The organism is Billgrantia aerodenitrificans, from assembly GCF_021404405.1.
GTDB classification, from domain to species: Bacteria; Pseudomonadota; Gammaproteobacteria; order Pseudomonadales; family Halomonadaceae; genus Halomonas; species Halomonas aerodenitrificans.
This window is the reverse complement of sequence record NZ_JABFTV010000002.1, coordinates 225423-237181: the sequence shown is the minus strand read 5'-3', so window position 1 is coordinate 237181 and position 11759 is coordinate 225423. Positions and strand designations below refer to the sequence as shown.

Below are 11759 nucleotides of genomic sequence, written 5' to 3'. Positions count from 1 at the left end.
TCAGGTACTCGGTTGAACCCACCAGGCAAGCCCACCCTTTCATGCAGACCTAGGCTGGCCTAGAGTGGAGGCATGTTCAGCTACAACTGAAGGAGGAATGCCCATGGCGGTTCAAGAGCGACCCCCGGTCGTGGCAGGCCCTGAACGACGAGCCCAACTGACACTCTTTGCACGCAATTTCTTCAAGCATCCCCGCATGCTGGGCTCCATCATCCCCAGCTCGTCATTCCTCATTCGCCGGCTGCTGGAGCCCGTGGACTGGGAACGAGCACGTGTGATCGTCGAATACGGGCCCGGCGTGGGCACCATCACCCACGAGATCCTGGGTCGCTTGCATCCCGACGCAACGCTGGTGGTCATCGAGACCAACGACGATTTCGTCGACTTCCTGAACCGTTCCATGACCGACCCTCGTCTCAAGGTGATTGCCGGCTCGGCGGAAAACATCGAGGAGGAACTCGAGCGCCTGGGCCTGCCGGCAGCCGACTATGTGGTCGCCGGTCTGCCTTTCAGCACCATGCCAGCCGACTGCCGCGAGCGTATCCTCCAGCAGAGCCAGAAAGCCCTGGCCACAGGGGGATCCATGCTGATCTATCAGTTCTCACCCAAGGTCTCTTCCGACCTGCGCCAGATCTTCTCGCGCGTGGAGAGCGCCTTCGAGCCGATCAACATCCCACCCGCCAAGGTCTATTTCTGCCATAAGTGATGCTCCCTTACGTCGACCGCAGGCCCACTGGCCTGCGGTAGATCGGAGCCATTCTCGACCAGCCCCATTCGCTTGACCGGCCCCGGTTGACAGCGTTGCTTTCCGCTTCCGGCACCGTCGACTCCAAGGTTACTTAGGCCTTGCGCTGGCCCGCCACCCGGAAACCACATATCCTTTCCGGCTCAATGACGCTTTCGCCACTCGCTTGAAAGAAGGGAGACCCCCATGCCCGGACTGCTGCCCGATGTCGACCCCGACGGCCTGCTCGAATATTCGGTGGTCTATACCGATCGTTCACTCAATCACATGTCACAACGCTTCCAGGGGGTGATGCGCGACGTCTCGGCGACGCTCAAGAGGGTCTACCGGGCCCATAGCGTGGCGATCGTGCCCGGTAGCGGCACCTTCGGCATGGAGGCGGTGGCTCGCCAGTTCGCCACCAACCAGCATTGCTTGATCGTGCGCAACGGCCAGTTCAGCTATCGCTGGTCGCAGATTCTGGAAATGGGCGCCATTGCCACCTCGACCACGGTGCTCAAAGCACGTCGGGCCGACGCGCAGGACGACCGCTCGCCCTTCGCTCCGGCACCCATCGAGGAGGTCGAGCGCACCATCCGCGAAGAGCGCCCGGGCGTGGTATTCGCGCCCCATGTGGAGACCTCAGCCGGATTGCTGCTGCCAGACGACTACCTGCGTCGGGTGGCGGCAGCGGTACATGAGGTCGGCGGCCTGTTCGTGCTCGACTGCATCGCTTCCGGCACGCTGTGGGTGGACATGCAGGAGATCGGCGTCGACGTGCTCGTCAGTGCCCCCCAGAAAGGCTGGAGTGGGCTTCCCTGCTGCGGCATGGTGATGCTCTCCGAGCAGGCGCGTGAGCGTATCGAGGAGACCGTGAGCACCAGTTTTGCCTGCGACCTGCGCAAGTGGCTGTGGATCATGGAGACCTATGAGAACGGCGGCCACGCCTACTACGCCACCCTGCCCACCGATGGCCTGGCTCGCCTGCGTGACATCATGCACGAGACCGCCGAGTACGGTTTCGACAAGGTGCGCGAGGAGCAGTGGGCGCTGGGGCGCGGCGTGCGCGAGCTGATGTCACGCTACGGCTACCGCAGCGTGGCGGCCCCGGGCTTCGAGGCGCCTGGCGTGGTGGTCTACTACAGTGACGACCCCGGCATCGTGGCCAAGTTCGCCGCCGCCGGGGTGCAGATAGCCGGCGGCGTACCGCTGATGTGTGACGAGGGCGAGACCTATCAGGCGTTCCGCATCGGCTTGTTCGGTCTCGACAAGCTGCACGAGACCGAGCGCAGCCTGGCCAATCTGGAAGCGGCGCTGAAGCAGGTCGGCTGAGCCGGCCGGCTCGTCATCCCCACACACGGGGCGGTCTCAGGGCCGCCCCGCTGGCGTCAGGCTTTGTCCGCCAACGGCCTGCCACGCTCAGAAGTGACCGATACCGCGGGGCAGCATGCCGAGGTTGTTCTCCACGGACTTCACGCCGGGGGTATTCTCGACGGCGACCTGTACCGCCATCTTCTCCTCCTGGCTCTCGACCAAGCCCCAGACCTGCACCGCGCCCTCGGTTACGATCACGTTGATACGATCGACCCAGACCCCGGTATTTTCTTCGATTTCCCCGAGAATGGCATCGCGGATCTCGCGGTCGTCGGTGGTGGCCGGCGTCACGGCATCGGGTGCAGTCATCGAGAAACCACGCAGCAGGTTGGCACGGCTGACGATACCCACCAGCTTGCCGTCACGTACCACCGGTACCCGCTTGATATGGTGCTTCTCCAGCAGCTTGGCCACGCGGTGCAGCGGCTCGTCTTCATCGATGGTGATGGGGTTGGGCGTCATGATCTCATGCGCCTTGCGGGCGTGAGACTTGATGTATTCGCTGGCATTGTTGGCGCCGGCGAAGATGGATTTCAGCCACCAGGACTTGCGTCGTTCGGTACCGTTCTCGACGCGACGCATCAGATCGCCCTCACTGACGATGCCGAGAACCTTGCCATCGTCTTCCACCACGGGCAGAGCGCTGATGTTGTGCTCGAGCAACAGGCGTGCGATTTCCCGAACGTCGGTCTCGGGTGACACGGTGATGACCCTTGGGGTCATGACATCGACAGCGTGCATGACGGGATCCTCCTGGCTGGTCCCTGCTTAAAATCTAGTCCGACTTTTTCGGCGTCACAATTTTCTACATTTCCGAAAGTAGCAGAGCAGACAACCCGCCATCTTGACTTACAGCAATCCCGGCGCGACAAATCTTCATATGCGATGAAGATTCAATGCTTCCTTGGCGAGGGCTTCCGTGTCGACCACACGCTTTTCCCCACCCTCCTGGTGCACCTTGACCACATCGACGATCCGCGAACGACTCATCACGATCTTCCAGCGCTGCAGAATCGGCTCGGCATGAGCGACCTCTTCCCGCACCACCAAGTTGAGCAGATGCCGCTTCTCCACCGACTCCCTGTTGACCTGGCCGTCCTTGAGCCGATAGACATGGTGGCTGCCCTTGTCCATCAGGCGGGTCAGCTGCGAGAGGTCGAACGACAGCGTTTCGCGGGTCTGCTCATAGCCGCTCAGGAACCGGGTCGGCGACATGCGTGAGCTGGAGCGATAGTGCAGCACCACCTCCTCGCGCTGCGCCACGTTGCGTTGGCGTACGCGCTGGATCTGCTCGTCGAGCTTGCTGAAGCGCTTGTAGTCGAACCACTCGAGCTGGCGCCCGACCATGGCATTGCTGGTGGCATCGAAGTACTGACGCCGCCACTTGGGGCGCCCCTTGCGCAGCCAGCGCCACAACGTATTGCGCAGATCGTCCTTGAACACCTCGCGCATGGCATAGAGCACGGCCATGGCCAGCACGAACAGCGCGGTGATGTTGCCCCAGGCATCGCGCGCCTGGAGCAGCCCCAACGAGACGAAGATCATGACCAGCCCAGTGGCGAGCCCCTTCACCGCCTTCTGCTCCGCGCTGCCCAGCTCCTGGCTCTTCTGCTTCAAGGTGACCGGGTACTCGATGAGGCGACGCAGCAGCCGCATCTTGTTGGACATCCGCGTCGGGTCGCGCGTCACCCGCGAGGCGTTGTACTCCTCCTGATCGCGGTATTCGCTCTCGGCCTGAACGATTTCCAGCAGGCGTTCGCGGATGGCCCGGTAGTTGCGCCCGCGCGGCAGGTGGGCCAACAGCGCCAGCAGCCGCTGCTCGGTGAACCAGGAAAGGTAGTTGTCGATATTGGCGTAGTACTTGAGCAGGTTGTCCTCGCCGGGCCGGTTACGGCGCAGTCGACGCAGAATGCCCTGGGCCAGCTCGCAGAGCTCCTCTAGGCGCTCCTCGAGCCCCACCGAGGTGGGATCGGAGAGCGTCTCACGACTCTCCTCGTCACGGCTCTTGCTCTCCTCGGTGCCGGATTCGCCCGCGTCGTCCCGCTCCTCGCCTTCGGCCTTCTTCACCTTGCGTGCGGTGTCGAGCAGGCTCTGGGTCGCCCGCTCCAGCGCCACCACGTATTGGTAGGCATAGAGGCTCAGGCTCAGGCGATACTGCTCGGTGCTGAGCTTGCCACGACTGGCCAGGCGGCTGAGCACCAGCGGCAGGTGGTGCTTGTCGCTGTAGTAGGTGCGCTTGACGTGGATGCCGCTGTAGTAGAAGGCATCTTCGGAGATGACGTGCTCATTGAGCCCGAGTTCGCCGGGAACGAACAGGAACAGATCCAACCGGTGCGAGGTTTCCTCCTGCAGCACGCGGGAAATCTTGAGGTGGAAGCTGTCCTTGCGTTCGACGGTGATCACGTTGCCCCGTCTCCTCGTGCCAGAGGCCTAGGCAAGGCCGTATGACGTTCATAGTACGGGGAAAACCGGTCCGCACGCCAACGCGGACCGGCCCGATAGCCGAGAAACTCGACCATCGCTATGAGGAGTCCGGCGACGAACGCTGCGGGCCGGTCGCCCCATCGGGGTCGGCGATGCCGGCCTCGCCCGGCGCGCGCCCCTTGGCATCGCGCAAGGTGGTCGCGTTGCCCTCGTCCGGTGCCGGCTCATCCGTCATGGGGTCGCCCGGCTGGCCCTCCATGCTCACACTCAGACGCGGCATGCCCAGGTCGATGCCTTGGGCCTCCATGCGCTGCTTGAGCAGCAGGTTGAAGGCGCGCGCCACGTCCCACTGCATCACCGGTGCGGTGCGGAAACGCATGCGCAGCACGGCAGCCCCCTCGTCGAAGCGATCGACCCCCTGCATCTCCAGCGGCGACCAGATATGGTGTCGCATCATCGGGTCCTGGCGTAGCTCCTGGGCGGTTTCCTGCATCAAGGTGATGGCGTCGTCGATCTTCATGGTGTGGGGGATGCGGATGCGCATCAGGGCGATGCCGAAGTGGCGCGACATGTTGTGGATCGACTGAATGGCACTGAAGGTGATGATGTGCAGGATGCCGTCCAGGTCGCGCAGCCGCACGGTGCGCAGGGTCAGCCCCTCGACGGTGCCCATGTGGCCGTTGATCTGCACGAAGTCGTCCACCGCCAGCGAATCCTCGATGATGATGAAGATGCCGGTGATCAGATCCTGCACCAGGGTCTGGGCGCCGAAGCCCACCGCCAGGCCGATCACGCCGGCGCCGGCCAGCAGCGGCGTGACGTTCACGCCGAGATTGGCCAGCCCCACGATGGCGGCGATGATCACGATGGTGGCGAACATCACGTTGCGAATCATCGGCGTGATGGTCTGGGCCCGCGCCTGATTGACGCGCCGCCCTCGCGAGCGGGCGGAAGACATCAGGGCGCGCTGAATGGCGGTATCGGCAAAGATCCATACCAGCCAGGCCAGCAATACCGTGAAGCCCAGCGCCAGCAGCGCCTGACCGATCCGAACGCCGGCCACCCCCTCGCGGCCCAGGCCGAACAGCGAGCCGCCCCACACCTGCAGCGACAGTTCGGCGAAGACGATCCACGCCACCACGTGGGAGAGTGCGTAGCCGAAGCGCTCCAGACGCCGGCGATATTCGCTGAGCCGGCGGCGCTTGCCGCGCCGCTCGCCGTGACGCTGGATCAGCCCGGTGATCACCAGCGTCAGTACCAGCAGTGCCGCGGAGACGATCGAGCGCGCCAGGGCGCCCCCCACGTCGCCCACGGTGACGAAGATGGCCAGCAGCGACCCCACCACGACCAGCAGCGCCGGCACGTGCCACAGCTCGCCGACGATGCGCGCCAGCTCGATGCCGGTGCCCCCTTCACGGCGTACGCGCCAGGAGCGGTTGCGGATAAGGTGCCGGATGGCGCGTTTGAACTTGAAGATGAAGCGGATGCTGAGCAGTGCAGCCAGCATGTTGGTCAGCACCGAGCCCAGCGCTGCCAGCTCCTCGCCCACGATGAGCGACAGACGTGCCGCATTGAGCGCATCGCCAAGGGCGATCAGGGCGCCGATCACGAACAGCATCCTGAGCCCCTTGCGCTGCAGGAGCAACACGGCGGGGAAGCGATGTCCGCGTGTGAAGACCGAGACCACGCACTCCACCACCACGGAGAGCGTGCGGCCGCACAGCGCCAGATAGGCCACGATCAGGGCCAAGGTGCGTCCCGGACTGGGTGGCAACACCTGCACCAGACCCATCACCAGCAGGAACGTGAGGGCCCACGGCAGCATACGCCGCAAAAAGTGCAGCGCCAGCAGCCAGCCACGCGGCTCGCGCGGCAGGTCGAGCGGCAGCTCGCGTCGCTTGAACAGCAGCCTGCCCAGGGCGATCAGGATCACCAGCAGGCCGGCCCAGATGCCGAGCATCACGGCGCTGTCGATGGCGAAACGCACCAGCGTATTGGTACCGGTATCCACCATCAGCTCGCTGAACTCCGCCCAACCCTGCTCCAGTTGACGCTGCCAGTCGTCGATCGGCGACTCACCCGCCTCGGCCTGCTCACCGAACTCGCTGATCGTCTCAGCCAAGGCGCCGAGCAGCCCCTGGCGCTGGATGGCACCGTCGTCGGCAGCGTGCTCACCGTGGGCCTGCTGGATGTCGCGCAGTTCACCGAGCAGCGCACCGCGGCGCTCCTCGTCCTCCAGCGTCGCGATCACTTCATTGAGCGACTGCTGGAACGACTCGGCATCGTGGGTCTCCTCCGGGGCCTGGTCTTCCTGGCCCAGCCCGCCGAAGGCCAATGTCTGAGCATGCAACGTTCCCGCCGCAAGCAGCAGACTCAACAACAGCCCGAAACGGATCATGACCGGCACGGCACCGGCAAGCCCCGCTCGGATAAAACCAACTGGCATTGCTTACACTCCCTTGTCCGTTCTGCCAAGCCTTGGGACTCAAGCCTAGGGACAACAGTAGAACAAGGATCGGTCCCTGACGGCTTCTCACCGCTCTGTGCTAGGCTGGCGTTCAGACTCTCGAGTCGCACAGGATGCCTTCATGCTGCCGCAATCACCACCCGAGCCGCTGAACGTTCAGGGCAAACCCCGCCGGATCGGTGTCGAAATCGAGTTTGCCGGGCTCCCCCCTCAGCAGACGGGCGAACTGGTGCGCGACCTGTTCGGCGGCGAGCTACAGCAGGTCAGCCCTCATCGTCTCAAGGTCGTGAATACCCATTGGGGCGAGTTCATCATCGAGCTCGATACCCAGTATGCCCATCCCGACACCCGAGTGACCAAACAGGCCCCACACAGCGATACTGAATGGGAGCGGCAGCGGCACCAGATGCGCATGGAGTTCCATCACAAGACTCGCGAGCTGATCGGCGACGTGGTCATGGGGCTGGTGCCGACCGAGATCGTCTGTCCGCCGGTGCCATGGAACGAGCTGGACAAGCTCGACAACCTGTTCACGGCGCTACATGCCCATGGCGCCAAGGGCACCGATGCCAGCCTGCTCTACGGCTTCGGCCTGCATCTCAACCCCGAGGTGGCAAGCCTGGAGACCGATTACCTGCTGCGTCAGCTGCAGGCCTATCTGCTGATGGCCGCCTGGCTGCGCAAGGAGATCGACATCGACATCACCCGCGAGGTGCTGCCGCATGCCAACCCCTTCCCCAAGCACTATGCCATCCAGGTGCTGTCGCCCGACTACGCACCCGATCTGGATACGCTGATCGCGGATTACATCGGCTTCAACCCGACACGCAATCGCGAGCTGGACCTCTACCCGCTGTTCGCCTTCCTGCGCCCCGATTACCCCGATCCGCTGATTCACAACACTCTGATCAAGCCCAGGCCGACCTTTCACTATCGATTGCCCAATGCCCAGCTCTCGCAGCGCGGCTGGGGAGCGGTGGTGGAATGGAACCGCTGGGTCGCCGTCGAACGGCTCGCCGCCGACCGCAGGGAGCTGCACGAGCGAGCCGGTCGCTTCGTCAGTCTCAACACGCAATCGCTCATGACGCGCATGGCAGGGAAGTTGCGCACCTGGATCAAGGAGGTCCGCTCCCCCTCATGACACGCCCCCTCATCGGCATCACCACGTCGGACTACAAGAGTCGCATCGCCTGGTGGTTCGATTGGTTCGCCGTGTGGCGACACGGCGGACGGCCACTGCGACTCTCTCCCTCACGGCCGCTGCCGGAAGCCCTGGATGGGCTGATCATCGGCGGCGGCGACGACATCCAGGCCCATCTCTACGGCGGCGAGGTTCAGCTCGACGTGCGCCTCGACCCGCAGCGCGACGAGCTGGAGCTGGAGCTGATGGAGCGCTTCATTCCCCAGGGCAAGCCGGTGCTGGGCATCTGCCGTGGCGCCCAGATGCTCAACGTCCACCTGGGCGGCACTCTGGACCCCGATATCTACACCACCCATGAGGGGCTCAAGCGCCGCCGCACCGTGCTGCCGCGCAAGACCGTGGACATCCTAGACAACAGCCAGCTGCGCCGTATCCTCAAGGTGAGCTGGTGCCGCATCAATAGCCTGCACCACCAGGCCGTGCAGGAAGCAGGGCGCGGCATCGAGATCGTCGCCCGCGACCGCGACGGACTGGTGCAGGGAATCGAATCCCGCGACCACGAATTCCTGATCGGCGTGCAGTGGCATCCGGAGTGGCTGATCTTCAACCGCCCTCAGCAGCGACTGGTTCGTGCCCTGGTCGTTGCTGCGCGGCGCACCATGCCCTGAACATGACAGCGGCCACCCTTGGGTGGCCGCCGGCACACGGAGAACGACTCAACTTTCCAATGAGGCGTCCAGCGTGATCTCGGCCTTGAACAGCTTGGACACCGGGCACCCCTCCTTAGCCTTGTTGGCCGCGTCCTGGAACGCCTGCTCATCGGCGCCCGGGCTGCGAACCCGCGTGGTGAGGTGGATCTTGCTGATGCTGAAGCCGCCGGCGTCCTGCTCAAGAGTGACGGCCGCCTCGGTGGCAATGCGCTCGGGCGTCAGCCCCGCTTCGCCCATGATCATGGAGAGCGCCATGGAGTAGCAGCTGGCGTGTGCCGCGCCGATCAGCTCCTCCGGGTTGGAGCCGGCTTCACCTTCGAAGCGCTTGGCGAAACTGTAGGGCACGTCATTCAGTACACCGCTCTCGGTGGAGACCTGACCCTTGCCCTCTTTCAGGCTACCCTGCCACACAGCGCTACCGGTTTTCTTGATGCTCATCTCGGTCGACTCCTTGCGATGGGAGAACTGCAATAAAAACGCCGACAGCGTCATGGGACGCTGCCACTCCCTCACCATAGCGCATCGACTTGTCTTCGCCATCTCTTTGGCGAATAATTTTGAAAATATTTTCCAAAAAAATACTTACGAGCCCACCATGACCGACCACCGCCCCCCTCACGCGACCTTGCCCGCCACCGCCCATGCTCCCGCTCTCGAGCTGCCCGCCATCGGCCAGGGTACCTGGTACATGGGCGAGGGCCTGGTACCGCGAAGCGACGAGGTGCGCGCCCTGCAACAGGGCCTGGAGCTGGGCCTGACGTTGATCGACACCGCCGAGATGTATGCCGATGGCGGCGCCGAGGAAGTCGTCGGCGAAGCCCTGGTCGGTCGTCGCGACCAGGCCTTCCTGGTCTCCAAGGTCTACCCCTGGAACGCCGGACGCGACAGCGCCATGGCCGCCTGCGAGCGCAGCCTGAAGCGCCTGGGCACCGATCATCTCGACCTCTACCTGCTCCACTGGCCCGGTAGCATCCCGCTGGAGGAGACCCTGGAAGCCTTCGAGCGCCTGCGCGAGCAGGGCAAGATTCGCCGCTATGGCGTTTCCAACTTCGACGTAGACGAACTCGACTCGCTGGTGATACTGCCCGGCGGCAGCGAGTGTGCGGTGAATCAGGTGCTCTACCATCTCGGCTCGCGCGGCATCGAACATGCCCTGCGGCCACGGATGCAGCAACTCGGCATGCCGCTGATGGCCTACTGCCCGCTGGCCCAGGCTGGCCAGCTGCGCCAGGATCTGTTCAGCCATCCGGTGGTGAGAGAAGTGGCAGACGGACTCGGCATCACCCCCGCCCAGCTACTGCTGGCCTGGGCCATTCGCCCGCTGAACGGCCGGCGCGACGTCATCGCCATTCCCAAGGCGGTGCAGCCGCAGCACGTCGAACAGAATGCCGCCGCTCTCCAGGTCGAGCTCACCGATGAAGCCCTGGCTCGGCTCGACGCGGCCTACCCGGCGCCTGGGCGCAAGGTGCCGCTTGATATCGTCTAGCGGCCGTTTTCGATAGGTCTATTCGTCATTGGCCACGCAGCGCCGCCAACTCGGCGGCCAGGCGTTCGCTGCCGAGCTGGCGCATCCGTTCGATATTGCGTTCGGGAATCGCCTCGGGGTCCGGATAGTGCGCCAGGGCATGTTCGAGCCCCGCCTCACGCAGCAGGTGCAGCATCGGCCAGGGCGAGCGGTTGGAGAAATTGGCCGGGTCATCCTGCTCGGCGCCGTCGAAGCAGTAATCGGGATGGAAGCTGGCCAGCTGATAGACCCCCTCGTAGCCTTGCTCGATCAGCAGTGCCTCGGCCACGTCGAGAAAGTCGAGATAGTCGTCGAAGTCCTCGAGGCCCGGGCGCAGCAGCATCAGGGTGGTCTCGATCTGCGGCGTGTCATCCAGGCGGCGACACTCCTCCACCAGTGCTTGCAGCGCAGGCTCCCACTGAGCGGCAGAAACCTCGACGAAACGAATGCTGTCGTTTACCAGCTCGCGGCGGGCGAAGGGGCAGACGTTGTGGGCCACGACGAAGCCCTCGACCCAATCACGAGTGGCAGCGCAGGCGGGCGTCAGGGTGTCGGGCATGATGGGCCTCGTCGGCAAAAAATGGCCTGGCAGTATACCCGAGCCCGCACGCAGCGTGGCTCAATCCGCCGGTCGCGGCATGGGCCCGCGTCGCGAGGCGAGCCTGTCGGCCAGCCGCGTGGGCTCCGGCAGCTTGGTGCGACCCAGGCACTTCACCACCCAGTCGAGCGAGGTCGCAAGGCTGATGCGATGCCCCAGCGAGACGAACACCGGCTTGACGCCTACCCGGGTGCGCAGTACCGCGCCGATCGTCTCGCCGCGATGGCGCAGCGGCGTCCATTCGCCACGCGCCTCCGGCACCTCATCATGTACCCCGCACAGCCGCGACTTGGCCACGCCGATGGTGGGCAGGTCGAGCCACAGCCCCAGGTGCGAAGCCACGCCAAGACGGCGCGGATGGGCGATACCCTGGCCGTCGACCATCACCAGCTCGGGCCGTGTGGCGAGCATGTCGAAGGCCGCCAGCGCCGCGGGAATCTCACGGAAGGAGAGCAGCCCCGGAATGTAGGGCATGCGGGTCGGCTCGCGGTGCACCACCTGCTCCACCACCTCGCAACCGGCCATGGGGTCGTCGGGCCAGGCCAGCACCACCACTGCCGCCCGGGTGATCTCGCCGTTCTCCTCGAAACCGATGTCGACCCCGGCGATATGGCGCACCGGAACCAGACGGTCCTCGCGCTCGATGCGTGGGGCCAGCTCGCGCTGCAGCGCGATGGCCTTCTCCGGCGTGGGGGTCCATTCATGCAGTGGCGTCATCCTTGGCATCCTTGCAACGTAAACTGTTCCGCAGTGTAGGCGGTCACAGGGCACTTCCCAAGACCAGGCGGTACGACGGCGCGGCGATGGCTTCGTGTAT

11 protein-coding genes are annotated in these 11759 nt (G+C 64.6%); 5 read left to right on the top strand and 6 right to left on the bottom strand.

The annotated features are described in order from the left end of the window. Positions 1 to 103 precede the first annotated feature (103 nt). A complete protein-coding gene (locus HOP59_RS04370; protein WP_010629380.1) occupies positions 104 to 706 on the top strand; it encodes a class I SAM-dependent methyltransferase in 603 nt (200 codons plus the stop codon). 225 nt (positions 707 to 931) lie between these two features. Continuing rightward, positions 932 to 2056, top strand: a complete 1125-nt coding sequence (locus HOP59_RS04365) for an aminotransferase class V-fold PLP-dependent enzyme (protein WP_010629381.1) — start codon at positions 932 to 934, stop codon at positions 2054 to 2056. Between the two features lie 87 nt (positions 2057 to 2143). Here the strand turns inward: HOP59_RS04365 and HOP59_RS04360 are convergent, their stop codons facing one another. The 3 genes from HOP59_RS04360 to HOP59_RS04350 form a co-directional block, all read right to left on the bottom strand. Further along, positions 2144 to 2839, bottom strand: coding sequence for a CBS domain-containing protein (locus HOP59_RS04360; protein WP_010629382.1), 696 nt, complete (start codon positions 2837 to 2839; stop codon positions 2144 to 2146). A gap of 135 nt (positions 2840 to 2974) precedes the next feature. Further along, complete coding sequence (locus tag HOP59_RS04355; RefSeq protein WP_234252954.1) at positions 2975 to 4501, bottom strand: hypothetical protein; 1527 nt, start codon at positions 4499 to 4501, stop codon at positions 2975 to 2977. A gap of 118 nt (positions 4502 to 4619) precedes the next feature. Beyond that, positions 4620 to 6968, bottom strand: a complete 2349-nt coding sequence (locus tag HOP59_RS04350) for a mechanosensitive ion channel family protein (protein ID WP_234252953.1) — start codon at positions 6966 to 6968, stop codon at positions 4620 to 4622. Positions 6969 to 7110: 142 nt separating this feature from the next. Here HOP59_RS04350 and HOP59_RS04345 point away from each other — a divergent pair, with 142 nt between their 5' ends. After that, the gene (locus tag HOP59_RS04345) at positions 7111 to 8130 is read left to right on the top strand and encodes an amidoligase family protein (RefSeq protein WP_010629385.1); all 1020 of its coding nucleotides are present in this window, start codon (positions 7111 to 7113) and stop codon (positions 8128 to 8130) included. Beyond that, a complete protein-coding gene (locus HOP59_RS04340; RefSeq protein ID WP_010629386.1) occupies positions 8127 to 8798 on the top strand; it encodes a gamma-glutamyl-gamma-aminobutyrate hydrolase in 672 nt (223 codons plus the stop codon). The genes HOP59_RS04345 and HOP59_RS04340 overlap by 4 nt, the downstream gene beginning before the upstream one ends. A 48-nt stretch (positions 8799 to 8846) precedes the next feature. Here the strand turns inward: HOP59_RS04340 and HOP59_RS04335 are convergent, their stop codons facing one another. Next, positions 8847 to 9278: an OsmC family protein gene (locus tag HOP59_RS04335; protein WP_035591632.1), complete on the bottom strand. Its 432-nt coding sequence runs from the start codon at positions 9276 to 9278 to the stop codon at positions 8847 to 8849. Between the two features lie 157 nt (positions 9279 to 9435). Here HOP59_RS04335 and HOP59_RS04330 point away from each other — a divergent pair, with 157 nt between their 5' ends. Further along, a complete protein-coding gene (locus HOP59_RS04330; RefSeq protein WP_234252952.1) occupies positions 9436 to 10326 on the top strand; it encodes an aldo/keto reductase in 891 nt (296 codons plus the stop codon). 25 nt (positions 10327 to 10351) lie between these two features. Here the strand turns inward: HOP59_RS04330 and HOP59_RS04325 are convergent, their stop codons facing one another. Continuing rightward, positions 10352 to 10903, bottom strand: a complete 552-nt coding sequence (locus HOP59_RS04325; RefSeq protein ID WP_234252951.1) for a DUF1415 domain-containing protein — start codon at positions 10901 to 10903, stop codon at positions 10352 to 10354. Between the two features lie 60 nt (positions 10904 to 10963). After that, complete coding sequence (gene nfi, locus HOP59_RS04320) at positions 10964 to 11659, bottom strand: deoxyribonuclease V (protein ID WP_234252950.1); 696 nt, start codon at positions 11657 to 11659, stop codon at positions 10964 to 10966. Positions 11660 to 11759: the final 100 nt, after the last annotated feature.

Excerpts from the sequence above, each read along its gene's own strand:
- HOP59_RS04335 (WP_035591632.1), bottom strand. The coding sequence starts at position 9,278 with ATGAGCATCAAGAAAACCGGTAGCGCTGTGTGGCAGGGTAGCCTGAAA.
- HOP59_RS04340 (WP_010629386.1), top strand. The coding sequence starts at position 8,127 with ATGACACGCCCCCTCATCGGCATCACCACGTCGGACTACAAGAGTCGC.
- HOP59_RS04360 (WP_010629382.1), bottom strand. The coding sequence starts at position 2,839 with ATGCACGCTGTCGATGTCATGACCCCAAGGGTCATCACCGTGTCACCC.
- HOP59_RS04350 (WP_234252953.1), bottom strand. The coding sequence starts at position 6,968 with ATGCCAGTTGGTTTTATCCGAGCGGGGCTTGCCGGTGCCGTGCCGGTC.
- HOP59_RS04345 (WP_010629385.1), top strand. The coding sequence starts at position 7,111 with ATGCTGCCGCAATCACCACCCGAGCCGCTGAACGTTCAGGGCAAACCC.
- HOP59_RS04325 (WP_234252951.1), bottom strand. The coding sequence starts at position 10,903 with ATGCCCGACACCCTGACGCCCGCCTGCGCTGCCACTCGTGATTGGGTC.
- HOP59_RS04330 (WP_234252952.1), top strand. The coding sequence starts at position 9,436 with ATGACCGACCACCGCCCCCCTCACGCGACCTTGCCCGCCACCGCCCAT.
- nfi (WP_234252950.1), bottom strand. The coding sequence starts at position 11,659 with ATGACGCCACTGCATGAATGGACCCCCACGCCGGAGAAGGCCATCGCG.
- HOP59_RS04365 (WP_010629381.1), top strand. The coding sequence starts at position 932 with ATGCCCGGACTGCTGCCCGATGTCGACCCCGACGGCCTGCTCGAATAT.
- HOP59_RS04370 (WP_010629380.1), top strand. The coding sequence starts at position 104 with ATGGCGGTTCAAGAGCGACCCCCGGTCGTGGCAGGCCCTGAACGACGA.